Here is a 25,017-nt window from a genome sequence, read left to right as displayed (position 1 = left end):
ATAGGCGCTTTTGCTTCGTTCGTTTCCGCCAACATCGGCATATGGTATAGAGACGTAAGCGGATGGAAGGAGGGACGGAGGATGGCCAAACGCATTGCGCGCAAGCGGGCGGGTAGAACCAGGCTGCGCCGGGTCCGGAAGAGGAGACGCAGCCTTCGGCCGCTCCGCAACCGGCGGCGGGTCAGACGCCGTACGCTGAGGACAGGACGGCGGCGCCGGCGGGTCGCAAGGCCAAGGCGGCGCAGCTACCAGCAGATTTATAACGATGCATTCAACAAAGCGTACAACGAAGGCTTTGCGCTCGGCTTCGCCAGAGGGCTCCAAGACGGCGGAGCGCCGCAAGGCTGAGCGGAAAATCGCAGGAGCCGAACTTGCCGAGGATTTCTCAAAGAGGAATGTCCCGGCATTCCGCTCCTGTGAAACCGGACAAGCCCTGCAAGGGCGGAGACCGGCATGGAGTCGGTTCTTTAGGCGGCAGAATGGGTAAATGTCGTGCCGGACTGGTTATTTCCCTAATATATTATAAAGACTTGAAAACAAACCCGAGGCGGAGGGGATGCAGGTGGAACAGGACAGCGGCGGACTGGGGATGGAACGTTCTCCGGCTCTGCTCCGCATCATGTTTTTCGTTCCCAACAGCGGCCGGCGGGCTTTGACGGGCATGGAAAAATATATGCTGACGCTGATCCGGGAGCTGAAAGAGCAGGCCGAGTGCCTGCTGGTGGCCGACGAACCTGGCGTCCTGGCGATCCAAGCCGGCTTGCCGGTCATCGTGCACCCGGTGCCGTCTGCAGAGCATGAAGAATCGCCGGACGCCGACATCCGGCGACATCCGGCGTTCGGGCCCCTTGTCAATCTGCTGCATATGCGGCAGCCGGATATCGTGCTTGTCGGTGGTCCCCATCCCGTGCTTCCTGCGTCAGCGGCCAAGATGCTCCACATTCCGGTGCTCTGGCTGTTGACCGAAACGGTGACCGACCCGGCTTGGGCGCCGCATACCGGGGAGCAGATCGAGCGTTACGCCGACTGGATTGCCGGCGTGTCGGACGCCTCGCTTGAGCCGCTGCGAACAAAAGCGTCCGAGAGCAAAATTTTCCTTCTCCCTCCGACCCGAAGGCGCGAGGAATTAAACCCGGATCTTCACCCCGTCTATCGCCACAAGCTCCGATCGGCCCTGCCCGTCGACGAGAAGCATCGGATCGTTGGCTTTGCCGCACCCCGATTGAAGCCCGAAATGGGACTCTCGTGGTTCACCGCTATGGCCGTGCAGGTGGCGGCCGTGCATCCGGACGTTCGCTTCCTGGTGGCTGGCAGCGTCTGCGACGAAGCGCACTACCGCCTTTGCCGCCGCATGATCGAAGAATCGGGGTACGAGAGCCGGTTTCATTACGTGGAACTCGAACCGCACCGCGAGCAAGTGCTGGCGGCGATGGATTTGATCGTCGTGCCAAGCCTCTTTGAGGAAAGCTTCAGCATGACGGCGCTCGACGGATGGCTGCTCGGAAAAAACGTCATCGCTTACCGGAGCGGCGGCTTGGAAGAGATGCTGACGGCAACCGGCGGCTCGGGGCTGCTGGCGCCGCAAGGAGACGTTGAGGCTTTGACGGACCGCGTGCTGAAGTGCTTAGAGGCCGGAGCGCAGCTTGAGGCTAGGGCGGAAGCCAGCCGGCGTTCTGCCGAAGCGGCGTATGGGGAGGAGGCGTACCGGGAACGGCTTGCGATGCTGATGGCGAGCGTCCGCAAGCGTGCCCTGGAGCTTCGGCGCAGGAGAAAGCCGGGCTCGCTGCCTGTGCTCCGGCCCAATGCCGTCTACAAAGGAAAGTGGAGCCCGGCCGTGTTTTTGCTGGAGCAAGGAAGGAAGCGGCCGTTTGCTTCCGCAGAGGCATTCCGCTTTTACCGCTATCGGGTGGAGGATATCCGCGTGGTGCCGGATGCGGTGCTGCACCGTTTCCCGACGGGGCGCGTTCTGCGGCACGATCCTCCGTCGCCTCGGAATCGTCCTTCCGTCATGCTGGCTAGGGGCGAGGGACGGCTCGTGTATTTGTTGACCGGCGGCCGGAGACTGCCGGTCGTATCGCAAGCGGCACTGCGGCAGCGGGGCCTCGATCCGACTCGTGTCGTGCAGCTGCCGAGCGCCGAACTGAGCGTCCTGCCGCTCGGCGGAGACCGCAGACGGAGCCCCAAGCGCAAGCGCCGCCGGTATCTTGGAACGAAGCAGGCGGGCCGGGCCATACGTCATAACCCGGCTCGCAGCAGGAGGCTTTAACGCCGAATACGCACCCGGGCCCGCCCGGGACGGCCGGCTTCGGTTAGCCGAAGGCTTGGCGAAGCAGGGATTGCAATCGGGGAGGCGGAAAAAGGTGGTGAGGTACCGCGATGAGGAAAGATGGCCGTACGGAGAGGGCGAGCCGATAAAGGTGCTCGTGATCGGCGGCGATGGGATGACGGGACATATGCTGCTGCGGTATTTCGCCGCTTGCACTTCGTATGAAGTGTTCTATACGACGGAACACGGAAAAACAGACTGCGGGCGGTCTTGGCCGCTCCCAGGGGCGGGTCTTTACCTCAACGCGTCGGATAGCGTGATGGTCGATAAGCTGGTGGAGGCGGTGCGTCCCGATCTGATTGTCAACGCCCTCGGGATCATGTACGATGCAGCCCGGCAAAGGGAGCTTGAAGCCGTCCGGATTAACGGCCTGCTGCCGCACCAACTGGCGGAGCTGGCCGACCGGCTGCGCGCAAGGCTCATCCAGATCAGCACGGACAGCGTATTTCTGGGAAATCGCGGCCGCTACGAAGAACGCCACGTGCCCGACGGGACGACGGCGTATGCCAGAACGAAAGCGCTTGGCGAAGTGGTGCGGGCCCCCCATCTGACGATCCGTACGTCGTTGATCGGACCGGAGCTGCAGGAGGAAGGCAGCGGGCTGCTTCCCTGGTTCCTGAGGCAGCAGGGGGAGATCCGGGGATTCGTCCGCGTGCCGTGGAACGGGGTGACGACGCTGGAGCTGGCGAGATTTATCCATTATGCGGCGGAGCGGAAAGACCGGTTAAGCGGCATCGTTCATTTGACCGCGGCGGAGAGCATCAGCAAATACGATCTGCTGGAGCGAATGAAGCGGATCTTCGATAAACGCGATGTCTGCATCCGGCCCGACGATACCGTCGCGTTGGACCGTACGCTGCGCTCGACTCGCCCTGAGCTTGATTTTGCCGTTCCCGGCTACGACCGCATGCTTGAAGAACTGCGGGAATGGATGGAAGCGGCCCCGTAACGGGGAGACGACGGTTTTCTTTGGCTGGCGCATGGCGGAATCGTTTCATGGAGAGGAGGGAGAGCTATGCGGCATATTCGCAAGTCTCGTAATCGGAGAGGCGGCGTCTTGGGGCCGGCTGCAGTTCGGACGACGAACCTCTCGGTCATTATTCCGGTCATCAACGAGCGGAAAAAGCTGCCTTCCATACTCCGGGAAGTGAGGAAGATCGGTGCGGGGAAGCTGGAAATCATCGTTGTGGCCAACGGCTCGACGGACGGCTCGAAGCAAATCGCCGAATCGATGGGCGCGAGGGTCGTCAGCTTCGAGGAGCCGCTCGGCCACGACGTCGGACGAAGCATCGGAGCCGGTCTTGCGAACGGGGAAATCCTGCTGTTCCTCGATGGCGATATGGTGATTCCCGCGCGTGATCTGAGGCGGTTCGTTCATGCGGTGCACAGAGGAGTGGATGTGGCTTTGAACCGTTATCTGGGACCGATCCGGACACGAAGCGCCCATCCGGTCGTGCTGGCGAAGCACGCGCTGAACGCGGCGCTCGGCCGGACCGATCTACAGGGGACCTCGATGACGACCATTCCCCATGCGATCAGCCGCAGGGCGCTCGCAGCGATCGGAGCGGAGGCGCTTGCGGTTCCCCCCAAGGCGCACGCGATGGCCGTGCAGAAGGGACTTGTCGTGCGGCAGGTCCATTTTGTGCCGGTCGGACGCTTGAATCCGCTGCGCAAACGGCGCTGGACAACGCATGGCACCGATACGGTCGGTCAATTGATCATAGGAGACCATTTGGAGGCGATTCGCTGGCTGACCGCGACGGCGGGCGAGCGAGGAGGCCATACCGATTTGATGCGAAACCGCAATATGGTGAGGTGAATGGATCGATGAGGCAGCAGCAGGCGATGTTGTTTGAGAAACCGGCGGTTCGGGGCCGCCTTGTCCGCAAGCCGCCGCCGGAGGAAGACGGCAAGGCGGTCGTAGCGGCTGCGCCCGCGCGGAAGAAGCGTGCAGCGGGGGGGAAGCGCGCCCGGAAGCGAACGGCCTCCGGCCCCCGGCTGTTTCTGCCCAGGAAGCCGGCGGCGTCTAGAGCTTACGGCGGGGCCGCCTATCGGCTCGGCCTGCAACTTGGCCGCGCGGACGCTCCGCCTGAGCCGCCGCAGGGCGAGAGCGAGCTCCGCCGGCTGCTGAACCGCCGCTGGGCGGCGCGGGTGAAGGAACGGGGCTTGACCGGTTCTCCCTGGGCCCGCTATCACGCTGCGGCGGCCGGCTATGTCCGCGGCTTCTTCGCAGGCATGGGCCGGACGGCGCCGAACTGGGTGCCGCTTCCGACGGAGCGTTCGGTGGCCGTTATCGTGACGGCCAAGAACGAGGAGCGCACGATCGCTGCCGTGCTGAAGGAGGCGGACCGGCTGACGGACGAGACGTATGTCATCGTCAACGGCTCGAGCGACGAGACGTTCCGGCAAGCCAGAGCGGCTTCACGGGCGATCGTGCTATCTTATCCGCAGGCGCTCGGTCACGACGTAGGAAGAGCGGTCGGCGCCAAGCTGGCCCGGGCCGACATCCTGCTTTTCACGGACGGGGATATGCCGATTCCGGCGGAGCAGCTCGTGCCTTTCGTCCACGGCATCGAACAAGGACTCGATGTGGCGCTCAACAACATTTATCCGTATCTGGGGTCGTTCGGCCGACAGGATACCGTTACGATCATGAAGCAATTTTTAAACAGAGCGCTGGAACGGCCGGATCTGAAGGCCAGCTCGCTTACGGCCGTGCCGCACGCTTTGTCGCGGCATGCAGTAGAGACGCTGGGCCTTGAGCTGCTGTCGGTCCCGCCCAAAGCGCAGGCGCTTGCCTTGCTCCTCAAGCTCCGGGTCGGCAATGCGGGCCGGGTGAACGTCATCCGGGGCAACAAGCGGCGCAAGCTGAACAGCGGCCGCGGCAATCCGGTGGCTTCCATGATCGTGGGAGACCATCTGGAAGCGTTGAAGCTGGCCGGCGACCGGATGGGCGAGCGGCTCGCGTATCCGGACGTGCTGCGCAAACGACGCTATATCGGAGGCGATGCCTGATGCAAACCGTCAGTATCATTATTCCGACTTGTAACGGTGCCGAGTGGCTGGCTTTATGCCTGGAATCGATCCGCCGGCACGTCACTATTCCTCACGAAGTGATTGTGGTCGATAACGGCTCGACCGATTCGTCGCTGCGGCTGTGCCTGAAGCATGAAGTCAAGCTCGTCTCACTACCCGTGAACCGCGGTTTTCCCGCGGCGTGCAACTTCGGGCTGCGCCTCTCCTCAGGCGATGCGCTGATGCTGCTGAACAATGACACGCGGCTGACGGCCGGCGCGCTGGACAATATGATGCGCTGCCTGTACAGCAGCGGCGATGTCGGTATCGTCGGCCCCATGACGAACTATGCCAGCGGCAAGCAGCAGATCGAGGAGCCTTTCACCTCGATCGCCGATATGACGGCGCGCATGAACCGGCCGGACAGCGGAAAATGGCGGCAGACCGAACGGATCGTCGGATTGTGCTTCCTGTTCAAACGGGAGCTGATGGAGCGTATAGGAGAGCTTGACGAGCGTTTTTCGCCGGGACATTTTGAAGATGACGACTACTGCTACCGTGCCCGGCAAGCGGGATACCGGCTGCTGATCGCAGGGGACGCCTTCATTTACCACGAAGGCAGCGCAAGCTTCCGGCTGGAAAATGAACAAAAAATTAAAGCTCTGCTGGCAACGAACCGCCAGAAGTTCATCGACAAATGGGGCGTCGATCCGCATTCTTTTATATGAACCGTCTGGGCGTGAGCCGTGGACCAGGGTGCCGCAGGCGCATAGGATACTAAAAAAGCGGAACGCATGCGGCCGGCGAGGAGGTGGAGGGAACGATGCATCGGCAAGTGACCCGGATGATCCGGCATATGGCGGCATCCCAGCAGGAAATGGCCAATATTCTCGAAGCGAACCGGCATGTGGCCGTGCACATGGCCCATTTGTTTCACGACATTCCGCCCGATAACCCTTCCTTTCAAGATATCGAGACGTTGACGGAGCATTCCTTGAACGTCTCGAAAAGCATCGGAGTTTATTTAAGCGGGCTCGCCGATCTGGAGGAGGCGCTGGCGGAGCATATGGCGCTCATTGTCAAAATCGTTGAAATCCCGGACGACGAGGAATGATCCGGCATCCTGTTGCCTGAAGGAAAAGGGGGTTAGACGTGAGCAGAATCGAAAGCTACCATAAAATGATGCAGGCCGCTGCCCGATTCCAATATAACATCGCATTGATTCTGGAAGCCAAAGCGCTGGAGGCTGCGCGTTCGTGTCAATGGATCTGCGGACATTTGTCCAGCGCCCATTTCGCGGACCATGGGGACCAAGTGAAGAAATCGCTGGAAGTGCACGATCAGATGATCGAAATGATCGAAGGCATGACGAAGATGGAGATGGCACTTGCCAAGCATCTGCACATCCTGCTTGGAGGCAGCGAGGCGGGGGGAACGGACTCGGCAAATGGGGACGGAGGAAATTATTATTCGTAAGGAAGCGGCGAATCTAATGAATTGGCATGAAGAGGAAAATAAAGCAAAGCTCCATATTCTTCATTCGCTCGCCCGCAGCCAGCGTGCGCTGGCCCGCATGATCGAAAGCATGGCCGATGTCGTGGAGAGCTCCGAGGAAACGGCCCGCAGGCTTTCTTTGCACATTGAGGCGATCAGCCGGTATCAGCGCCAAATCGCTATGAAAATGGCCGGAGTCCGCATACGCCGCCGCTTGCGGCGCGGAATTCCGGGTAAGCCTTGGCTTGGCGAAGAGGTTAGAAAGACCGTAATCAGAAATAGAGTCCGTACCTAACCTCAAGGAGGAAGGACGGACTCTTTTTTCGTGTGTCTAGACTTTCGGAGATAGCGCCTTCCAGTTCAGCAGCAGTCCGCCGTAGACGAGCCCTCCGCCGAAGCCGAACAACAGAACGGTATCGCCGTCCTTCAGCTTCTGTTCCCGGACAGCTTCTTCAAGCGCAAGCGGAATCGTCGCCGCGGACGTATTGCCGTACTTCTCGATCGTATGCAGCGTTCGCTCCATAGAAATCCCCATCTTCTCGCATACGGAATCGATGATGCGGAGGTTGGCGCTATGCGGGACGAACCAATCGATCTGCTCCGTGGACAAGCCGGTTTGGGTCAGCAGGTCGTTAACGCCTTTCGGAATCGTTTGGACGGCAAATTTGTACACCTCACGGCCGTTCTGGACAAGCTTGCCGCTCGTGTTCACCGGGTTGCCTTCCATATGATCGGCAAGCAGGGAGCGATAGATGTGCGCCCCGCCGCTGCCGTCGGTACCGCCCGTATAGGCAATAAACTGAGGGTTGGAAGCGTCCGAATCGTCCCGTTCGAGCAGGACCGCTCCGGCACCGTCGCCGAACAGCACGCACGTCGTACGGTCCGTATAGTCGACGATCTTGGAAAGGGCGTCGGCGCCGATGACGAGCGCCTTGCGGTGCAGGCCGGAAGCGATCATCCCATTAGCCAGATGCAGGCCGTAGACGAATCCGGCGCAGGCGGCGCTTAAATCGAAGGAGGTCGTCTGCTTCATGCCGAAATGCGCCTGAATCCGGCAGGCGGTGGCAGGGAAAGCGAAATCCGGCGTACTGGTGCCGACGATCAGCAGATCGACATCCTCCAGCATGGCGCCGTAACGGTCAACAAGCTGCTGTACCGCTCCTATGCACAAGTGACTCGTATACTCCTCCGGCGCACTGATGCGCCGCTCGCGAATGCCGGTGCGCTGCACGATCCATTCGTCGTTGGTCTCGACCATGCGCTCCAGATCGGCGTTCGTCAGGCGGCGTTCGGGAACGTAGCTGCCGATGGCGGTAATACGGGAGCGATAAAGCGTTGAAGAGGAAGCGGGTTGAACAGATGATTCCATTCGGGTTCACCTCGTGAAATGTAATGTAAAATAAATTGCCTGATATCATGAGTTAGTATTAGTACCTGGTAATAAAAATAATACTTCGATTTCTAGCTTCTGTCAATTGGCCGATGGCCCTATGCTCACTCGGGATGCAGGGAATCGCTTTGCGGATTTGGGTGAAATAAAAAAATAAAAATTGTAGAAACTAAGAGCGCGAAGGTCTTGGGAATGATCGGCAGCATAGTAAAATGCGTAATAAGGGTCAAATTCAAGCGAGGGTGGTGTCATCGGATGTTCTCTTCTTTAAAGCGATTCCTTATTGGACGACCCTTAAAGTCCAATGAATTGGGGGAGCAAAAGCTTACTAAGCTGAAGGCATTGGCCATCCTTTCCTCCGATGCGCTATCGTCGGTGGCTTATGGTCCGGAGCAGATCCTGTTGGTCTTAATGACGGTCAGTGCCGCCGCATTCTGGTATTCGCTCCCGATTGCCGTGGGCGTTTTAATCTTATTGGTGGCGTTAATTTTGTCGTACAGACAAATTATTTTTGCCTATCCTCATGGCGGAGGAGCATACGTCGTCTCCAAGGAGAATTTAGGGCTATATCCCGGGTTAATCGCGGGAGGCTCCCTACTGGTGGACTATATTTTAACGGTGGCTGTGAGTGTATCCGCCGGCACGGATGCGATCACCTCTGCCTTTCCCAGCTTGCATCCCTATACGGTCATTATTGCCGTTGCCTTTGTTTTGTTTATTACCCTGCTCAATTTAAGAGGGGTGACCGAATCGGCTTCGATCTTGGCCTATCCCGTTTATTTATTCGTCTTAGCTTTATTTATTTTAATTGGCGTAGGCCTATTTAATATTGCTGCGGGAGATATAGCATCCGATCTCCATGCGCCCGTGGGCACGCCCGTAGCCGGGATCGGGTTATTCCTGCTTCTCCGGGCGTTCGCCTCGGGCAGCTCGGCCTTAACGGGAGTGGAGGCCATATCGAATGCCATTCCTAATTTCAAAAATCCGGCACCGAATAATGCGGCGAGAACGTTAATCGCGATGGGCACCTTGCTGGCGCTGTTATTTTCGGGAATCGTCTACCTGGCTTACGATTACGGAGTTGCCCCGCGGCCGGAAGTTACCGTAGTTTCGCAAATCGCCGAACAGACCTTCGGCCGAAGCTTTATGTATTATTTCATTCAAGGAACAACGGCCCTGATTCTAATCCTTGCTGCTAACACCGGCTACTCCGCTTTCCCGTTGCTTGCGGTAAATCTGGCCAAGGATAAGTTTATCCCGAGAATGTTCACGGTCCGGGGAGACCGTTTGGGCTATTCGAATGGAATTATCATGCTTGGATTATTGTCCATTGTTCTGATTGTCGGTTTCCGAGGACAAACCGAACATCTCATTCCCCTGTATGCGGTCGGCGTATTTATCCCTTTTACTTTGTCGCAGACGGGCATGATGGTCAAATGGTTTCGCGGGAAACCGAAGGGATGGGTTTCGAAGCTTCTTATCAACTCGATCGGCGCTTTGATTAGCTTGTTGGTCAGCATCATTTTCTTTGTTACCAAATTCGAGCAGGTATGGTCTGTCCTGGTATTCTTGCCCGTCATCATTCTGATCTTTTACCGTATCAGGAAACATTATGAGGACGTAGGGGAGCAACTAAGAATCAGCACTTGCGAACCTGCCCTGTCCATTGGAGGCAATGTCATGATTCTTCCTGTAGCCGGTATTACTCAAGTGGTGGAGAATTCATTAAACTATGTCAAATCGCTCTCCCCGCACCAGATTATAGCCGTTCATGTTCCTTTCAGCAGAGAGGATGAAGCTATATTTGAAGAAAAGTGGAAAAAGTGGCAGCCTGAAATTAGACTTGTTACCCTGCATTCTCCTTATCGAAGTATTATTCAGCCACTGACTAAATTTATCGACACGGTGCAGCGCAAAGCTAGTGAGTCCAACTACCAGGTTACGGTTGTGATCCCGCAGTTCTTCCCCAAGAAGGGATGGCATAATATTCTGCATAACCAATCAAGCCTGCTGATTCGGGCACACCTGTTGTTTCGAAGGAATGTCATTGTTACGACCGTACCGTATCATTTGAAGAAATAGTACCGGCAAGAGCCAAATAAACACCCGCATCCATTCGGACGCGGGCGAGCTTGTTGAGAAAGTGGTCTAAGCAAAAATAGAGAAACATACGGAGGTGGGGTATCCGCTGGAGAAGCGATAGCGGCCGCCTTTGTCTTCGGGAAATGTCCGCTAGTAAGCGGCTTCCAATCAAATTTCCCGAAGACAAGAGTGGTCGGAAGTGGATACCCCACCCCTTCGTTACCTCTATAATCCCGTTTGACCACTTTCTCAACACCCTGACCCGCATCCACTCGGACGCGGGTGTTTGCGCTGCAAAGCAGGTAAACCGTTTACGACAACGGCGCTCAGTGCTCTGTAGTTTGCAGTCATTGTAACCCCGGCGCCGAGAAGCGTGGTGGGGGTCACTCGCAGTGTGTAGGAATATGTACCGAGCGTAGGAGTATCTGTAAAGAGGATGCTTCCGGTAACATGACCCGGGCCTAAAAGGGCCGTTACGGCGTCCAGCGTTTGAGTCAGAAATACCGTCGTTGTTGCGATGCTAAAGTTGCCATTCACTTGCGCCGTATCGTTAAGCGCTGTAAATGTAACGCCGGGCAGCGTAATCAGCGTAGTCTCGACTCCGGCAGGAAGTCCCAGTGCAGCCGCAGTTTGAACGCCGGTCACATCCGTTGCCGCTCCAGCAAGTCCAGTAGGCCCCGTAGGCCCTGTTGGTCCTGTGGGGCCGGTTGGACCAGTTGGACCTGTAGGGCTGTCGGTCCAGTAAGGCCCGTTAACCCGGTAAGGCCGGTGAGCCCTGTTTCACCCAGGAAATCACTCCTTTTCTGTCAAGTTACTAATCATATGAGCGGACAATAGCAGCCGCCACGGTACATGCCTGAGAGATAACCGCGTATTTATTGGCCGTATCCCGGGACCTTCTCCTACGAAAATCGTTTTCTTCCTGCCGCCTCCCATAGGTTTCCGTACAGGCGTTCCGAAGAGGAATGCATATGATGAACAAATGGATATGCCGTGATTGAGCACCATACCATCATTGAAGGAGGAAATCATGTGGATAAATTTTATCCTGTTGCGCTGCCTGTCTTGAACGGCAATGAGAAGAAATACGTGATGGATTGCCTGGATTCGACGTGGATCTCCTCTAACGGATCATATATCAAGCGTTTCGAAGTAGAATTCGCGGCCTTCTGTCAGGCGAAGCACGCCATCGCCTGCAACAATGGTACGACGGCGCTGCATCTGGCTTTGCTTGCGCACGGCGTGGGGCCGGGAGACGAGATTATCGTCCCTACGTTAACATTCGTCGCCACGGCCAATGCGGTCACCTATTGCGGGGCGAAGCCGGTGTTCGTCGATTCGGAGCCGGAGACCTGGAACATCGATCCGAAGCGGATCGAGGAACGGATCACGCCGAGAACGAAAGGCATCGTCGCAGTCCATCTCTACGGGCATCCTGCTGACATGGACCCGATTCTGCAGCTTGCCCGGCAGTACGGTTTATTCGTCGTGGAAGATGCGGCCGAAGCGTTGGGGGCCGAATATAGGGGACAGCGCACCGGTGGACTGGGGGACAGTGCGATCTTCAGCTTGTTCGGCAACAAGATCATTACGACGGGCGAAGGCGGGGTTTTGACGACGAACGACGATGCGCTTGCGGACCGGGCCCGGCTGCTTCGGGGACAGGGAATGGACCCGCAACGCCGTTATTTCCACACCGTCGTCGGTTACAATTACCGGATGACCAACATTCAAGCGGCCATCGGCTGTGCCCAATTGCAGAACGCGGAGTGGCATATCGCGCAGAGACTGCGGATTGCAGACCACTATACCAAGTATTTGCGGGATTGCAGCGCTCTTGCACTGCCCGTCCAGCAGGATTGGGCGAAGAACGTCTATTGGCTGTTCAGCGTCGTGCTGCGCGAAGACTCGGAGGCCGAGCGCGATGAAGTCATCCGTCGGCTCCAGCTCCGAGGGATCGAGAGCCGGCCGTTCTTTTATCCGATGCACGTGCTGCCGCCTTACGAGAAGCTTCAATCCGCGTCGGAGTTTCCGGTGGCGGGCCGGATTGCCGCTCAAGGCATCAATCTCCCGAGCTACGGCACGCTAACCGAAGCCGATGTGAGATACATTAGTTCTACACTGGTAAATATCGTTTCAAGTCTTTGATACTTTTTAAAAGGAATCATAAAAAGGCTCGAATCTAGTCCGATTTGGGGAATATGAGTTCATGCAGCAGGGAATCAGTGAGCATGGACGGGAGGCCGTGCAATCGATCTTCGATCTGAAGGATGTAGCTGTCATTCGCGTTAAACCACGCCAAGAAGCTATTTGCTCCGACTGCGGACAGATTTTGCGGGCACCGCACTACTAATGCTACTGGAGCTACGGATGCTGTAGGCAACCTACGTGACGTGGATGTTGGGATGACCAACACTCTGAGGACCTGACACTAGGTCCTTTTTTGTGCTACAACGTTACATAGGAGAGGAAATCGGAGGGCTGAACTAGAACTAGTTTTCACTCTGCATTTCTTCCAGCACTTTTTGAATTTCTTGTTGTTCGTTCGCACCGTCGACTTCATACAACATGAGTAAAATCATTTTTCTCAGCCCTGAAGAATATTGCATTTTTTCAGCTAAATGTAAAGCGGAAAGGAGATCTTTCATGCCGCAGCTTCTTCTTCCATGTTTAAAGTTGTAGATAGCTTTCTCGTACCAAAAGCGGAATAATTGTTTTCTTTTAATATGAGTTGTCACAATATCCGGATGGGGAATTCTTTCACAAAAGCGATTTATTACATCGTCTACTGAAAAATTATTTCTATTTGCTGCCTCCATCATGCCTAACATGTATGGGAGGGTATCCGTAGGGTTTTCTTCCAAAAAATCCGAGAAATCAGGGAGGATGTTCTGGTTTCCAGTCATTAAATTTAACATCAACATATTACCTTTTCCCCAAACGTGAAACTTCTCAACCTCTTTTTTTCCCATCTCATCAAGAAGCTCAAACCATCCAAGGTTGGAATATACCGAAACATATTTTTTTGCTTCTTCATACTGCTCTTGCATGGTAAGGGCAATCCCCTTTAAAAGAAATCCTTGTCCGTAGTAAACCACTAAATGCCGTTCCGTTTTTAAAGGTTCGAAAGGTTTTGTACTATATCGCTTTCTTAGCCGATCTTGATATATTTTGCCCGCCAATTCTCTTAATTCATCTGCATATCTTTCGACTTTTTTCCAGTTTTCCAACGTGTAATAAACATTGGTCATCTGCAGCAAAGCATCCAATTGAAAATCTTCAGCTAAGCGATTGTAATATAGTTCAAATCGAACGATCGCTTCTTTATTTTCCTCTGCATTCGTCCCGAGTGAAGCGCGGAACAAACGATATTGGCTTATAGCGAATCGGTCATGAAAGCTGTCTCTTTCGTTCTCGATGACAAGGCGGTAAAAGTGAGCGGATTCGTTTTGTAGTCCTTTTTCCCAAAGCTGTTCTGCTACGTAAAAGAGAATTTCTATATTTTTGGGGATTTCGAGTAATTTCGAAGTAGTCGATGTTATAAGATCAAATCGCTCCAGTTCTGCGCATCGAGTAAGGAATGGAATCATGCGAGGGCGTGATACCTTTTCAGCCGAAAAGCATTCTTCAGGATATAATTCGTAGAGCCATCCGGGGGGCTGATGAAAAACTTTTGCTAGGGTATCGAGTAGGTTAATCGTTATAGGGCGTGGAGGTCTGCGGTTTAGAGTCTCACTCAGGTATCCGAGATGAATCCCTGTCAGTTTGCTCAATTTAGTAAGTGAATAGCCGTATTTCTTCATTTGTTCATCGATTTCGGAACGCAAACAACGAATGACAGCAGATTGTTCCATCAGAACCACCCTTATTTGAAAATATAGGCTATCAAAAATATTACATATTATTCAATAAAAAGCAAATTTATCGTATCCCAAAATTCTCCAAAAATCTCATTTTATTGTTTTTGGTGAAGTGGTCTTATACTTCAATTAAACAAGGAGGTGAGAGATTTGAAACAATGAAATAGACTAAAAAGAAAGATCAAGAGAATGCGACAGCAACTCGTAATGTTGGTTGAAGAAAAAGGATCGTTTTCAAACGAGGAGGTGATCTGTTTAAGCCAGCGTTTAGATCGGTACATCCTTGTCGCTCAAGGGTATCAGTTTTCAAAAAAATTTCGAAGGACTAGATACCATATACAAGCCCTCATGAAAATTCGAACGGTTGGCGTATAAGTATTTTTTTAGGTCTTTCCCAATTCTGAGACATGACGATTCAGTAACTTGATTTTGGTCAGGGAAGGGTCCTTACGTAACTTGTTTTGCCTACAGTGAATCTGGCACTCCAAAAGTGAATTTCTTGTTCAAATGTAAAATATATATTAAAATTATAGGAGGAAAAAAATGTTGATAAAAAAATCAATACCTTTAGTAGCGGCCGTATTATTTTCAGCCAGTACTTTGTTGCTTGTACCGAATGCAGAGGCAAAAAATGATATTAAGGCTATGGGTGAACTTCAACAAACTGCTGTTAATCAACAAGTAAACATTATGCTTTACGATCAAACAGGAAAAATAGAAAAAGAATTTCATGCAGATGGTGTTGAAGTTTCGTATAAGTATGACAAAAATGGTAAAATTATGGAATCAATAGACAACAAAGGAAAAAAGCAAAAATACGAACAGCGAGAAAATTATATCGAGGTCACCGAGTATGAAAATGATAAAGAACTTTACAAACGTGGATTTTCGTTTGTAGACGAAAAGGTTAAAAAACTCGCGTCTTTATCAGTTGACGAGCAAAAGAAACTTGAGCAAGACAAAATGAAGAGTTATGTTAGTATCGAACCGCTGAGTACGACACAATATGAAGATTATAAGGTCAACGGAGTACTAATGAATGATTTAGTCCCGGGTTCGTGCCCGTGCTCGTCCGGTGGATCTGACCCGTTTGTTAATCCAGACTCTATGAATGAGAATCAAATCCAAAACTTTTTCTCAAGCAGAAATTCAATTTTAAAAGATGCGGTTCAAATTTGGAGAAAAGATTCCAATGGCAATGTATACAATACGAATTCTACAATTGTCCCGTCTAAAGCCATTTTCAATGCCGTTCAGACCTACAGGGTTAATCCCAAGGTTATTATTACAAGTTTGCAAAAAGAAGCAAGCCTTGTTAGCGCAAAACCCGGAGATGTAAGCTTTTCTGCCCGCAGATTTTATTACGCTATGGGATACGGTGCAACAGATGGAGGGGACCTCTCAGGTACAAGCGGGTTTGATGTTCAAATTAATAAAGGAACAGAACTACTTAAAAATCTCTGGTTTCAATCTCCTTCCTCATATCCTAATCTGTTTAGTAACATAAACTATGGTAGAACAGTTACTTCAAATGGTGTCACCTATAAAAATTATATCTGGGTTAAAAACTATGGAACATGGGCACTTTTTAAATACACTCCTCATGCGTTAGATGTGAGTTTATTGCCTGAAATATCAGGGGGAAACTATCTTTTTGATAAAATATTTAAAGGATACTGGAGTACTAATTGGAATTAATAAAAAAGCAGGCCCTCGTTCATATTTAGAGCGAGGGCTCTTCTAAAATAAGGAGTTGCTTAAGACATGAAATATATGTATATTTTTCTATTAGTGTTTTTATTAGGAGGTTGCTCTCCTGCGAATAAAGAAAATATCAGTAATATTGAATCACTTACAAACGAGTTCCCCGCCAACGATATAAGGTTGATTGACATCCATCTGTATCGTTCAGATTCGCATAAAACTCAACCGGAACTGATTAATGTTTTTTCTGACGAAAAAGAAAAAAATAACGTTATACATTGGATCAATACAATACATAAACGGCAGGATATTATCATACCAAATATCAATAAAATATATGTTTTACAGTTTCATTATCCAAATGGCAGTAGTGAAATCAGCAAATACTTGGCATATGTTGAGGGCTTCAATGGGAACTATTACGCGAAAAAAATTGAAATGAAGGCAGAATTATTAAACTATGAAAATTTCACCAAAGAAATGCTTGCATCAGTTATTGAAAAAATAGGTGAAAAAGACTGGTTTGCCGTTGAAAAGTTAGTCATTCTAACACCCTGAACTTTTGTTTAATAAACCATAATAACATCCTTTTTTTTAAAAAAATTATCTCTATAGACTCGTAGCCAATTAAGAAGCTTCCCTATTAAAGTATTTGACCACATAGCTTGACTGATAATCCACCTCTTTTTTCGTCCTTGCCCGGCGTAAGTTCCATTTTTTGTGCTTTCAAGCCTTCCGTTCGACGGATTTCTTAACAAAATATTGCTGAAAAACATTGTTTTTTGCATTCTTATCTGTTAAAATTTTACTATTAAGGGAGGTGAAAGAAATGGAGCGACAGCCTGATGTTAGCTGTTTAGAATCGGATGTCGATCTTTCACATTATTTTTCTATGGCGGAGCATCTTTACAAGTCCGGAAGGAAGCAAGAGGCAGTCCCCTTGTTCCGTCATGTCATCGATAACGTGAAGGATACTCGCTATCCGCAATACATCATGAGCCAGTTTCGGTTATTTCAGTCTCTCATTGGCATCGGATCGGAAGAAAACAAAGAAGCGTTGACTAGATTTGAGTCACATTATTTATACCTGCCGGAAGATGTGAAGCTGGATGCCTTGCTACAAATGGCAAACGTTTATTACACCTTATGGGATTGGAAAAAAGTCGAAAGATATGCAGATGAATTAAGAACCTTGGCTAGAACTATCTACGATAGACAGCTTGAAAATAAAAAAAATAACAAACTTCCTGAAATTCTACAATCCGAGCGGCATTTAGTAGTGTATTATGGACAAGGGTTCCTTCTAAAAGGAATCGCCCTAACCATGCAAGACCGGTGTGAAGAAGCGAAACGCTACGTTTCGGAATATTCCGAACTTGGATGGTTTGAATTCCTTGACGAAATCGGGCACAAGGAGGTCGAGAAATTTCGCATATGGGGCAAGGCAAATATGTACAATCTCGAATTAAAATGCGGGAATGACAAAGTTCTTACCGAATTGTCAGAATTTCTGGATGAAAACCCCATCGAATTACTTCCAAGCCTACTAACCGTTATTGAATCAGCAAATATGTACAATTTTAAGATCGATGAATTTTTGGACAAATTCTGCGTAAAACTTCCCCCTATCAACACTTCCGTTACATACATAAACGGTACGCAATTATTTCACTTCTGGTATGAGAAAGCGGTATACAGTTTTAGAAATCAACAAATGATCACCGGTTTAAATGAATTATTGTATGCACTATACCTTTCTCAAAAGATGAAGCATTACTCAGGCTTCGAAAGGTGTGTTTCCTTATTTGCGAAGCATATCGATTATGCGACGGAGCAACAAAAAAGGCATTACCGAAATCTATTGGAGGGAGTGTCGGATCTATGAAAAAGGTTTGGCTGTCCTTGGTTTTGGGGTTGTTTTTTGTTAGCGGTGTGTCTGGTATATCTCTACAACAGCTGGATCCTAGTCTGATATCTACTTCTGTTCATAACGGGACGGGTGGTTAATTTTAGGCCCAACAATTGGAAAGGTGTCTTTTTTAGCTTCTCAAATATACCAACTAAAGGATCGCCCTCAACTTGCCATTCGTGGCCAAGGAGAGGGCGATTTTTCAATTCAACTTATTCCAAACGTCGGGCAGCATTTGAAGACGCGCGAGCTGCTCGGCCAATTCCTTCTCCGGATGAGTAAGGGCTTACGGGTTGCGGAGCCTCGGCAGGCGTCCCCGGTTTAGCTGCAAGGCGATGGTATGTTCAATCCGGTCGGCGTCGAAAGGGACGGATACGACGTTATCGGCCGCTTCGATAATCGCGCTGCTGTTGCTGATCATCAGGTCGATGTATCCCAGCAGAAATAAAAACTGATCGTCCGGAATCGAAGGGAAATAGCGGATATGCGGATGCTCCCCGGCAAAGGCTAGCAACTTCTCGCGAAACAAGTCGCCGCCCGAGTCGCATCGCTTCGCGCGAATTGCCCTTCATCAGATGGACGGCGCGGCAAGCACGGCGAAGGCGTCCTTATGATTTCCTTGATCGTTTTCCGTATTCGGGATGCAGGTGCATAAGCGGGAGTTCATTTGCTCCACGATTATGTGTTCAGCACCACCCATAGCGTCTCCTTGACGGTAGGCTTGAAGGGAAGCGGGCAGGAGGCGGACGATTATATGCGCCGGATCAAGCATCGCCCGGAGCTGACGATAGTTCAGGGATGGTCGGTTAAACAGGCAGGGCATTCGGAAGGTGTACGATCGGATAGACGGACTCCGGTAAATAATTGATCTTAAAAACGAATGGACCGCATATATAGAAGCAATTACATGTGAGGAGGAATGCCCATGTCGGATCTGTTCGTTGTTCGTTCGCTTGAGGAAATAAGGTTTTGGTCCCGTATTATGAAGGAACATTCCTTGTTTCTCAGGCTAGGCTTCCGATGTGAAGATACTCAGTTGATTTATGAAGCCAATCAATTTTATGCGGTATTTGAACAAATTGAACTAAGATCACACGCTTATGAAGCGAATACAGATCCGCAGACGATTAGCCAATTTAATGAGGAGGTCTACACGGCGGTTAGCTATATTTGGGCTTTTAAAAGAAAAGTATTGGGGTTAATCCTGAGCTGCCAATTACCCGGGGCCAATAACTTCCCGCTATTGGTTGATCATATAAGCCGGGAAGCAAACTATTTTAGAAATCGATTGGCTGAGCTGAATGCCGGAAGGCTGGAACCGCTGCCCGATGCCATTATCGACGAAAACGTATTTTTCTTAAAAATCATGGCCGACCATGCCAAATTTATCGGTCATTTACTTGATCCGTCAGAACGAAAGCTGGTGGAGCAAGCGCGAGAATTTAGCCATGATTTTGACCAGCTTGTCTTTCAAGCCATAGATTTAAGCTCCATGCGCCCCCAATCCCAGACGGTTCCTCTGCTGAGCCAATTTGTCGATCAGAATAAAGTATCCGTCAAATCTTTGCGCGACTTTAAGAAAACAGCACGCGATTTAATAAACGACTGTCGTATAAAAAGCATTATTCATCCGCTGTTAGCGGATCATGTATTTAGGGAAGCCGAGCATTTTCTTGTCATTCTTGATATGTTTGAACAGTTTTTGAGAGGCCAGGATGGCTTCGAATCATAATGACGATAGGCGATGAACCGATGTTCCTAGTTACTTAGGGCATCGTTTTTTTTATTTTCGCTGCTCTCTACCACTTTTACGATATATCTTGGCAAACGCTGCAACATTCGGTTTTGCATATTTGTTTGTGGATAAGAGGCCCTCCCATATTAACAGTTGAAGGTTGTTGCGCATAACAAATACTGTTAATCATCGGAGGTAATGAAGATGAAAAGAGATAAGCAGTTTTTGGATATCATAGCAAAGGCAAATCAAGACTTTTCGGGATGGGATTTCTCCTATATTACCGGAACTGGTCGAATGGCAAGTCAATTGCTCACTTGGTCCTACGGCAGTATGGCAGTATCTCTGGTTCAGCATGCTAACTCTATGTTGGATATGGGAACCGGAGGCGGTGAGTTCCTATCGATGTTAAAGCCTCTTCCTAAACGAGTGCTCGCTACCGAAGGATACCTTCCTAATGTTCCAGTAGCCAGAAAAAGATTGGAACCATTAGGTGTAGAAGTCGTACAGGTCGGGGAAGATTTAAAACTCCCGTTGGAGGACAACCAATTCGACCTGGTCTTGAACAGGCATGAAGCCTATTCTGCAGAAGAAGTAAGAAGAGTGATGACGGAAGATGGGATATTTCTTACTCTACAATCAGGTGAGCTCGATTGTCGTGAAATCAATGAAACATTTGAAGTTCCGCTAAATGACGAATATAAACATTGGAACCTGGAAACGGCAACAAGGGAAGCTAGGGCGGACGGCTTCGAGGTTCTATCAAGTAAGGAAGAATTCCCGATTCAACGATTTTATGATGTGGGCAGCTTGATTTACTTCTTAAACGCAACGCCGTGGCAAGTTCCGGGCTTTGAAACCGAAAAATATTTTGAGCAGCTGTATAAAATTCATCAAATCATTCAAGAACATGGTTATTTTGATGTAACACAACATCGCTTTTTCATCAAAGCACGATCAATTTAGAAAGCGGGAGCCTTCTTTAAGCGGAAGGCTCCTTTTCAGCATGGAACCCAATAGCGGATTTTTTTATTTTATTGGCCGCTTTAATTCTTTTTGATATATGACAATAGATGACTTGTTTAAATGTTATGATGTGTTTACAAAAAACAAATTCAACATGTCGTAAGGAGAAGCAGGATATGAGACGCCCTGTCGTATTATACATTGCAGCAACCCTGGACGGGTATATTGCGCGAGAAAACGGAGAGATTGATTGGCTTTATGAGGTAGAGGGAGAAGGAGACAACGGCTACAGCGAATTTTATCAGACGATTGATACGGTATTAATGGGGAACAAAACATACGAGCATACCTTTGAATTAGCTGATCAATTTCCCTATTCAGATAAAAAATGCTATGTGTTCTCACGTTCTGAAAAAGAACTAAGTCCATATGTTACATTTGTAACCGAAGATGTGCCGGGGTTCGTTGAGAAGCTTAAAGAACAAGAAGGTTCCAAAATATGGATTGTCGGTGGAGCCGAGATTCTTGACGTACTCTTAAAAAGAAAACTGGTTGACGAGTTTATCATCGCGTTCACACCAACAATCTTAGGTAAAGGGAAGCCTCTGTTCAAAGGAGATAATCCGGAATTGAAGCTTTCCCTAACGGAGACAAAACGCTTCGGTCAAATTGTGCAACACCATTACGTAGTCAAGGAATAAGTTGAAATCATAAAATGAAATGTCGAAGACTGCTCTGCTTGTTGCGAAGAGCAGTCTTTTAAGTAGAGAACAGATCAATTCGCTTGTTTTTCTTTCGCGTTTTTTCTCAAAAATAGAGACACAACAACCGCAATGATCGAAATGATGAAGCCAAGCATGAACATGTCGCTGTAGCCCGCAACGGATGCCGTTAATTGTTCGGTTACATCATTTGGATTAGCGGACTGTGCCAAGTGATTGTGGGAGCGCGCAGACATGGTGGCGATAAACAAAGAAGTGCCAATTGCTCCGGCAACTTGCTGCAATGTACTGAAAATGGCAGATCCATCCGCATAGTATTCAGGCGTAATTTGATTCAGTCCATAAGTTTGGACGGGAACCAGAACGAGCGCCACGGTTACATTTACAAGATAGTAGTAACCGATGATGATAGAAACGATAGTAATAGGAATAATAATATAGAATAGCCAGGGCCAATCCCAAGCATCAATAATGATACCTGAAAGTGTAGGCCCGATAGCAGGGGCAAATGTAAATATTAAAAAGAGCACCCCCATAATCGAGCCTCGCTTTTCCGCAGGGTACATAATTAACAACGTATTCATCAGCAGCGGGATAATTAGCCCCGTACCAATGGCTTGAATCACCCGTCCGGTTAATAGCAACATCATTGCAGTGAAAAAAAGTTGTCTTGTAGTAAGCCATTGTTGAATTAGAGCCGTTACAGGAATGAGCGCGCCGACAACGAGCAGGTAAGCCTCAGTTAGCCACTGTATTGTGGTGGCGCCGACTTGGAACTCCTTCATCAGCACAGGCAAGGCATTGCCTAGCAATGTTTCGTTTAATGTTGCCACAAATGCTCCCATCATGAGAGTAACCATAATTGGAATTCGCTTCACTTTCGTTGAATTCAAATCCATAAGTACCTTCCTTTCGTAAATATAGATTCCAGTCATTTCCAATTATAATGATCGTTTTTACTGCAAAATATATTTAATATATCTAATTTGGGCAGTTAGGAGATAGAATCAAATAAATGTCTGCGAAAATGGTAGAAAGAGAGGGGCGATGAGGATGGACTTGAGAAAACGTCGCTCCAAGTAGCTGTTATGGAAAGCCCTGTTCGAGTTGATGACGGAAAAAAGAATGTTATTTTCCAAAATTACTGTAGATCAAATTTGCGAAAAAGCCATGGTTCATCGTTCTACGTTCTATAAGCATTTCGATGACAAATTCAGATTGCTGGAGTATGGGCTTAATCAACTGATGGAGCGATACTGGGATATTCCATTAGAAAAAAGAATGTTAAAGCCGTTTTTTTGGTCCGATGAATTTTTTGAGGGCTCCGAGTCTCTCAAGTTAGTGCATTCGCAACATGGCGATGAACTTTTTTTGATTGCATGACGACTTACTCCATGAGGTTATTGAAGAAAGACGCATTAAAGTTCATCGAACGTTCCAAAACGATCGATATCCCGCATGACTTGTTAGCAGAATTTCATGTATCCGCGATGGTTGCTTTAAGCGCATGGTGGCGTAAAGATCCGAATCGGGCAAGCTTAGTGCAGCTGGATCAATATTTTCATAGATTAGTAAATGAAAATATTTTTGTGACCCCTCCGGTCCGATGATCCGGTTTCTTAATAAAATTGCCTGTCGGTCCTTACCCGATGATTCATTATGCGATTTCCAAATTGGCCGAGGCGGGAATCCGCGATATTTTACTCGTTACAGGAAAATACTCCGGCGGGTTGTTTATGGACTACATCGGTCGGGAGTGGAACGTCCGTATCTCGTTTAAAGTGCAGGAAGAGCCGGGAGGCATCGCGCAGGCTCTTGCCTTGGCGGAGGGCTTCGTTAGTCTCTCGGAAAAATTCGTCGTGCTGCTCGGAGATAACCTGTTCGAAGACTCGCTGACGGAGGAATTCGCCCGCTTCAGGGAGCAGCCGGAGCAAGCCCGCGTCCGAACAGTCCAGCCTTCCGCGAGAGGCGAAATGGAAATTACCGACGTGAACAATATGTATGCGGTCCGAGGCATGCTCTTCTATGGTATTCTGAGCGGATGGTGGATCGATGCGGGAACCCACCTTTCGTTCAGGGAGGCCGCCCAAAGAATAGCAGGGGAGGTCACGCCATGAGGTGAGTGCTTGTCACCGGTGGGATGGGGGCCAATGGCAGCAATTTCGTACGTTATTGGCGGGAGCCATCCAATGGATTTCGTCGCCGGATGGCGAGGTTACCAGCCGGCTGCTGGTCCAGGCGCTGTATGCGAAACGGAGCAGTTGTGCAGAATTTTCCTTTCTACGAACGGCGCGTCGAAGATGAGCTTTAAGTATTCCCTCGTTTTTGGTGACAAAACTGTTGTCGTGTTCATCCGGCAGTTTGCGTAAGCCGAACGTAGAGGCGGTGGAGCATGACGGGTTCCGCCCACTTGCGCATAAGATATTCTTGCACATTTTTTGCGAGCATCAGAAAGAACATCAGACAGCGGCCTGATTCTGTGTTACCTGCAGGCAGGCTGTTATCTGTCTTCGGTTCAATAACCGCTTATGGTCAATGTGAAAAGCACAAAGGACAAGCTCTTAGTCCGGCAGGTACTTATAAACGCCATAATCTGAACGTCATGCTCGGGCATGGATTGTCCTTTCCTTGCCTCGGGCGAGATGGTACATACTGTTCTTCTTGTTTGTTTGCCACGAACCCGGGAGCGATAGATATCTGTGTGCGAATTTCCAATAATTTGCTTCATTCCGTGTGTAGAGTCCTTTCGCAATCGAAACGTAATCAATGATGGATTTTGCTGCATCTAAGCATCTTGAAATAATTCGCGATATTTTTTTCAATCATGCAGAGGTAAATTCTCTTTTCCTAAACGAAAAAAGAAGCTGCCGAGAGAAGCTCTCGACAGCCATTTTATTTTGATGCCCGGGTACGCCAGTTAAAGCGGCCCTTGAACTCCTTGAGGCCCTTGAGGTCCTTGATCGCCTTGAGGTCCTTGATCGCCTTGAGGTCCTTGATCGCCTTGAGGCCCTTGAGCGCCAGTAGCCCCTTGAGGTCCTTGGTCACCCTGAGGCCCTTGAGCACCAGTAGCACCAGTAGCACCGGTTGCACCGGTTGTGCCCTGAGGTCCTTGAGCACCAGTAGCGCCGGTAGCCCCTTGAGGTCCTTGGTCGCCCTGAGGCCCTTGAGCACCAGTAGCGCCGGTAGCCCCTTGAGGTCCTTGGTCGCCCTGAGGCCCTTGAGCGCCGGTAGCGCCAGTAGCGCCTTGCGGTCCTTGGTCGCCTTGAGGTCCTTGAGCGCCAGTAGCGCCTTGCGGCCCTTGATCGCCCTGAGGTCCTTGAGCGCCAGTAGCGCCTTGCGGCCCTTGGTCGCCTTGAGGTCCTTGAGCGCCAGCAGCCCCTTGCGGCCCTTGGTCGCCTTGAGGCCCTTGAGCACCAGTAGCGCCAGTAACGCCTTGCGGCCCTTGGTCACCTTGTGGCCCTTGGTCGCCTTGAGGCCCTTGAGCACCAGTAGCGCCGGTAGCCCCTTGAGGTCCTTGGTCGCCCTGAGGCCCTTGAGCGCCGGTAGCGCCAATAGCGCCTTGCGGCCCTTGGTCGCCTTGAGGTCCTTGAGCGCCAGTAGCGCCTTGCGGTCCTTGGTCGCCTTGAGGTCCTTGAGCGCCAGTAGCGCCTTGCGGCCCTTGATCGCCCTGAGGTCCTTGAGCGCCAGTAGCGCCTTGCGGCCCTTGGTCGCCTTGAGGTCCTTGAGCGCCAGCAGCCCCTTGCGGCCCTTGGTCGCCTTGAGGTCCTTGAGCGCCAGCAGCCCCTTGCGGCCCTTGGTCGCCTTGAGGCCCTTG

26 protein-coding genes are annotated in these 25,017 nt (G+C 50.5%); 20 read left to right on the top strand and 6 right to left on the bottom strand.

Annotated elements, in window-relative coordinates; all coding sequences use genetic code 11:
* The first annotated feature begins 81 nt into the window (after positions 1–81).
* From KQX66_RS00525 to KQX66_RS00485, 9 genes are all read left to right on the top strand, one after another.
* Positions 82–348, top strand: a complete 267-nt coding sequence (locus KQX66_RS00525; protein WP_216788544.1) for a hypothetical protein — start codon at positions 82–84, stop codon at positions 346–348.
* Positions 349–562: 214 nt separating this feature from the next.
* Positions 563–2,266, top strand: a complete 1,704-nt coding sequence (locus KQX66_RS00520; RefSeq protein WP_216788542.1) for a glycosyltransferase family 4 protein — start codon at positions 563–565, stop codon at positions 2,264–2,266.
* Between the two features lie 94 nt (positions 2,267–2,360).
* Entirely contained in the window at positions 2,361–3,275 is a 915-nt protein-coding gene (locus tag KQX66_RS00515; RefSeq protein WP_216788541.1) for a dTDP-4-dehydrorhamnose reductase family protein, read from the top strand.
* 66 nt (positions 3,276–3,341) lie between these two features.
* A complete protein-coding gene (locus KQX66_RS00510; protein WP_216788539.1) occupies positions 3,342–4,145 on the top strand; it encodes a glycosyltransferase family 2 protein in 804 nt (267 codons plus the stop codon).
* A gap of 8 nt (positions 4,146–4,153) precedes the next feature.
* Positions 4,154–5,341, top strand: a complete 1,188-nt coding sequence (locus tag KQX66_RS37170) for a glycosyltransferase family 2 protein (protein ID WP_253956832.1) — start codon at positions 4,154–4,156, stop codon at positions 5,339–5,341.
* Complete coding sequence (locus tag KQX66_RS00500; RefSeq protein WP_216788537.1) at positions 5,341–6,069, top strand: glycosyltransferase family 2 protein; 729 nt, start codon at positions 5,341–5,343, stop codon at positions 6,067–6,069. Before KQX66_RS37170 ends, KQX66_RS00500 begins: the two co-directional genes overlap by 1 nt.
* A gap of 95 nt (positions 6,070–6,164) precedes the next feature.
* On the top strand, positions 6,165–6,455 hold the full coding sequence (locus KQX66_RS00495) for a nucleoside-diphosphate sugar epimerase (protein ID WP_216788535.1): 291 nt from the start codon (positions 6,165–6,167) through the stop codon (positions 6,453–6,455).
* 38 nt (positions 6,456–6,493) lie between these two features.
* Complete coding sequence (locus KQX66_RS00490; RefSeq protein ID WP_216788533.1) at positions 6,494–6,817, top strand: alpha-helical endospore appendage domain-containing protein; 324 nt, start codon at positions 6,494–6,496, stop codon at positions 6,815–6,817.
* A 16-nt stretch (positions 6,818–6,833) separates the two neighbouring features.
* A complete protein-coding gene (locus tag KQX66_RS00485; protein ID WP_216788531.1) occupies positions 6,834–7,130 on the top strand; it encodes a hypothetical protein in 297 nt (98 codons plus the stop codon).
* Between the two features lie 36 nt (positions 7,131–7,166).
* Here the strand turns inward: KQX66_RS00485 and KQX66_RS00480 are convergent, their stop codons facing one another.
* Complete coding sequence (locus KQX66_RS00480; protein WP_216788529.1) at positions 7,167–8,204, bottom strand: ketoacyl-ACP synthase III; 1,038 nt, start codon at positions 8,202–8,204, stop codon at positions 7,167–7,169.
* 276 nt (positions 8,205–8,480) lie between these two features.
* Between KQX66_RS00480 and KQX66_RS00475 the strand changes: the two genes are divergently transcribed.
* Positions 8,481–10,307 carry a potassium transporter KimA gene (locus KQX66_RS00475; protein WP_216788527.1) on the top strand — a complete coding sequence of 609 codons (1,827 nt, stop codon included), beginning with the start codon at positions 8,481–8,483 and terminating at the stop codon, positions 10,305–10,307.
* A 1,032-nt stretch (positions 10,308–11,339) separates the two neighbouring features.
* Positions 11,340–12,455, top strand: a complete 1,116-nt coding sequence (locus tag KQX66_RS00470; protein WP_216788525.1) for a DegT/DnrJ/EryC1/StrS family aminotransferase — start codon at positions 11,340–11,342, stop codon at positions 12,453–12,455.
* A 344-nt stretch (positions 12,456–12,799) separates the two neighbouring features.
* Here the strand turns inward: KQX66_RS00470 and KQX66_RS00465 are convergent, their stop codons facing one another.
* On the bottom strand, positions 12,800–14,161 hold the full coding sequence (locus tag KQX66_RS00465; RefSeq protein ID WP_216788523.1) for a helix-turn-helix domain-containing protein: 1,362 nt from the start codon (positions 14,159–14,161) through the stop codon (positions 12,800–12,802).
* 186 nt (positions 14,162–14,347) lie between these two features.
* Between KQX66_RS00465 and KQX66_RS00460 the strand changes: the two genes are divergently transcribed.
* The 4 genes from KQX66_RS00460 to KQX66_RS00445 all read left to right on the top strand — a co-directional run bounded on the left by KQX66_RS00460 (position 14,348) and on the right by KQX66_RS00445 (position 17,756).
* Positions 14,348–14,542: a Spo0E family sporulation regulatory protein-aspartic acid phosphatase gene (locus KQX66_RS00460; protein ID WP_308647079.1), complete on the top strand. Its 195-nt coding sequence runs from the start codon at positions 14,348–14,350 to the stop codon at positions 14,540–14,542.
* 168 nt (positions 14,543–14,710) lie between these two features.
* Positions 14,711–15,865 (top strand): RHS repeat domain-containing protein, encoded by a 1,155-nt coding sequence (locus KQX66_RS00455; RefSeq protein ID WP_216788518.1) that lies wholly within the window; start codon positions 14,711–14,713, stop codon positions 15,863–15,865.
* 66 nt (positions 15,866–15,931) lie between these two features.
* On the top strand, positions 15,932–16,429 hold the full coding sequence (locus tag KQX66_RS00450; RefSeq protein WP_216788516.1) for a hypothetical protein: 498 nt from the start codon (positions 15,932–15,934) through the stop codon (positions 16,427–16,429).
* Between the two features lie 271 nt (positions 16,430–16,700).
* Complete coding sequence (locus KQX66_RS00445) at positions 16,701–17,756, top strand: DNA-binding protein (protein WP_216788514.1); 1,056 nt, start codon at positions 16,701–16,703, stop codon at positions 17,754–17,756.
* A 310-nt stretch (positions 17,757–18,066) separates the two neighbouring features.
* Here KQX66_RS00445 and KQX66_RS00440 read toward each other — a convergent pair whose 3' ends face one another.
* Both KQX66_RS00440 and KQX66_RS37725 read right to left on the bottom strand, forming a co-directional pair.
* Entirely contained in the window at positions 18,067–18,309 is a 243-nt protein-coding gene (locus KQX66_RS00440; RefSeq protein WP_216788512.1) for a UDP-N-acetyl glucosamine 2-epimerase, read from the bottom strand.
* Between the two features lie 42 nt (positions 18,310–18,351).
* Complete coding sequence (locus KQX66_RS37725; RefSeq protein ID WP_284439763.1) at positions 18,352–18,480, bottom strand: hypothetical protein; 129 nt, start codon at positions 18,478–18,480, stop codon at positions 18,352–18,354.
* Positions 18,481–18,705: 225 nt separating this feature from the next.
* On the opposite strand from KQX66_RS37725, the gene KQX66_RS00435 reads away from it, so the two are divergent.
* The 3 genes from KQX66_RS00435 to KQX66_RS00425 all read left to right on the top strand — a co-directional run bounded on the left by KQX66_RS00435 (position 18,706) and on the right by KQX66_RS00425 (position 21,182).
* Positions 18,706–19,512 carry a DUF2935 domain-containing protein gene (locus tag KQX66_RS00435; protein WP_216788510.1) on the top strand — a complete coding sequence of 269 codons (807 nt, stop codon included), beginning with the start codon at positions 18,706–18,708 and terminating at the stop codon, positions 19,510–19,512.
* 207 nt (positions 19,513–19,719) lie between these two features.
* The gene (locus KQX66_RS00430; RefSeq protein ID WP_216788509.1) at positions 19,720–20,481 is read left to right on the top strand and encodes a class I SAM-dependent methyltransferase; all 762 of its coding nucleotides are present in this window, start codon (positions 19,720–19,722) and stop codon (positions 20,479–20,481) included.
* Between the two features lie 176 nt (positions 20,482–20,657).
* Positions 20,658–21,182 carry a dihydrofolate reductase family protein gene (locus KQX66_RS00425; protein ID WP_216788505.1) on the top strand — a complete coding sequence of 175 codons (525 nt, stop codon included), beginning with the start codon at positions 20,658–20,660 and terminating at the stop codon, positions 21,180–21,182.
* 74 nt (positions 21,183–21,256) lie between these two features.
* Here the strand turns inward: KQX66_RS00425 and KQX66_RS00420 are convergent, their stop codons facing one another.
* Positions 21,257–22,102, bottom strand: coding sequence for an MFS transporter (locus tag KQX66_RS00420; RefSeq protein ID WP_216788503.1), 846 nt, complete (start codon positions 22,100–22,102; stop codon positions 21,257–21,259).
* Positions 22,103–22,852: 750 nt separating this feature from the next.
* On the opposite strand from KQX66_RS00420, the gene KQX66_RS00410 reads away from it, so the two are divergent.
* Positions 22,853–23,320, top strand: a complete 468-nt coding sequence (locus tag KQX66_RS00410; protein WP_216788501.1) for a sugar phosphate nucleotidyltransferase — start codon at positions 22,853–22,855, stop codon at positions 23,318–23,320.
* 1 nt (position 23,321) lies between these two features.
* On the top strand, positions 23,322–23,507 hold the full coding sequence (locus KQX66_RS00405; protein WP_216788500.1) for a hypothetical protein: 186 nt from the start codon (positions 23,322–23,324) through the stop codon (positions 23,505–23,507).
* A gap of 613 nt (positions 23,508–24,120) precedes the next feature.
* On the opposite strand, the gene KQX66_RS00400 is transcribed toward KQX66_RS00405, so the two are convergent.
* Positions 24,121–25,017, bottom strand: an 897-nt coding sequence (locus KQX66_RS00400; protein WP_438804163.1) for a hypothetical protein, incomplete at its 5' end; no start/stop codon positions are given.

It is taken from the genome of Paenibacillus oleatilyticus, assembly GCF_018998565.1.
GTDB lineage: Bacteria > Bacillota > Bacilli > Paenibacillales > NBRC-103111 > Paenibacillus_G > Paenibacillus_G oleatilyticus.
This window is presented reverse-complemented; position numbering and strand designations above follow the sequence as displayed.

Bases quoted from the DNA above. Each gene is read 5' to 3' on its own strand.
- KQX66_RS00525 (WP_216788544.1), top strand. From the start codon at position 82: ATGGCCAAACGCATTGCGCGCAAGCGGGCGGGTAGAACCAGGCTGCGC.
- KQX66_RS00510 (WP_216788539.1), top strand. From the start codon at position 3,342: ATGCGGCATATTCGCAAGTCTCGTAATCGGAGAGGCGGCGTCTTGGGG.
- KQX66_RS37170 (WP_253956832.1), top strand. From the start codon at position 4,154: ATGAGGCAGCAGCAGGCGATGTTGTTTGAGAAACCGGCGGTTCGGGGC.
- KQX66_RS00500 (WP_216788537.1), top strand. From the start codon at position 5,341: ATGCAAACCGTCAGTATCATTATTCCGACTTGTAACGGTGCCGAGTGG.
- KQX66_RS00495 (WP_216788535.1), top strand. From the start codon at position 6,165: ATGCATCGGCAAGTGACCCGGATGATCCGGCATATGGCGGCATCCCAG.
- KQX66_RS00485 (WP_216788531.1), top strand. From the start codon at position 6,834: ATGAATTGGCATGAAGAGGAAAATAAAGCAAAGCTCCATATTCTTCAT.
- KQX66_RS00480 (WP_216788529.1), bottom strand. From the start codon at position 8,204: ATGGAATCATCTGTTCAACCCGCTTCCTCTTCAACGCTTTATCGCTCC.
- KQX66_RS00475 (WP_216788527.1), top strand. From the start codon at position 8,481: ATGTTCTCTTCTTTAAAGCGATTCCTTATTGGACGACCCTTAAAGTCC.
- KQX66_RS00465 (WP_216788523.1), bottom strand. From the start codon at position 14,161: ATGGAACAATCTGCTGTCATTCGTTGTTTGCGTTCCGAAATCGATGAA.
- KQX66_RS00455 (WP_216788518.1), top strand. From the start codon at position 14,711: ATGTTGATAAAAAAATCAATACCTTTAGTAGCGGCCGTATTATTTTCA.
- KQX66_RS00450 (WP_216788516.1), top strand. From the start codon at position 15,932: ATGAAATATATGTATATTTTTCTATTAGTGTTTTTATTAGGAGGTTGC.
- KQX66_RS00445 (WP_216788514.1), top strand. From the start codon at position 16,701: ATGGAGCGACAGCCTGATGTTAGCTGTTTAGAATCGGATGTCGATCTT.
- KQX66_RS37725 (WP_284439763.1), bottom strand. From the start codon at position 18,480: ATGGGTGGTGCTGAACACATAATCGTGGAGCAAATGAACTCCCGCTTA.
- KQX66_RS00435 (WP_216788510.1), top strand. From the start codon at position 18,706: ATGTCGGATCTGTTCGTTGTTCGTTCGCTTGAGGAAATAAGGTTTTGG.
- KQX66_RS00430 (WP_216788509.1), top strand. From the start codon at position 19,720: ATGAAAAGAGATAAGCAGTTTTTGGATATCATAGCAAAGGCAAATCAA.
- KQX66_RS00425 (WP_216788505.1), top strand. From the start codon at position 20,658: ATGAGACGCCCTGTCGTATTATACATTGCAGCAACCCTGGACGGGTAT.
- KQX66_RS00420 (WP_216788503.1), bottom strand. From the start codon at position 22,102: ATGGATTTGAATTCAACGAAAGTGAAGCGAATTCCAATTATGGTTACT.
- KQX66_RS00410 (WP_216788501.1), top strand. From the start codon at position 22,853: ATGATTCATTATGCGATTTCCAAATTGGCCGAGGCGGGAATCCGCGAT.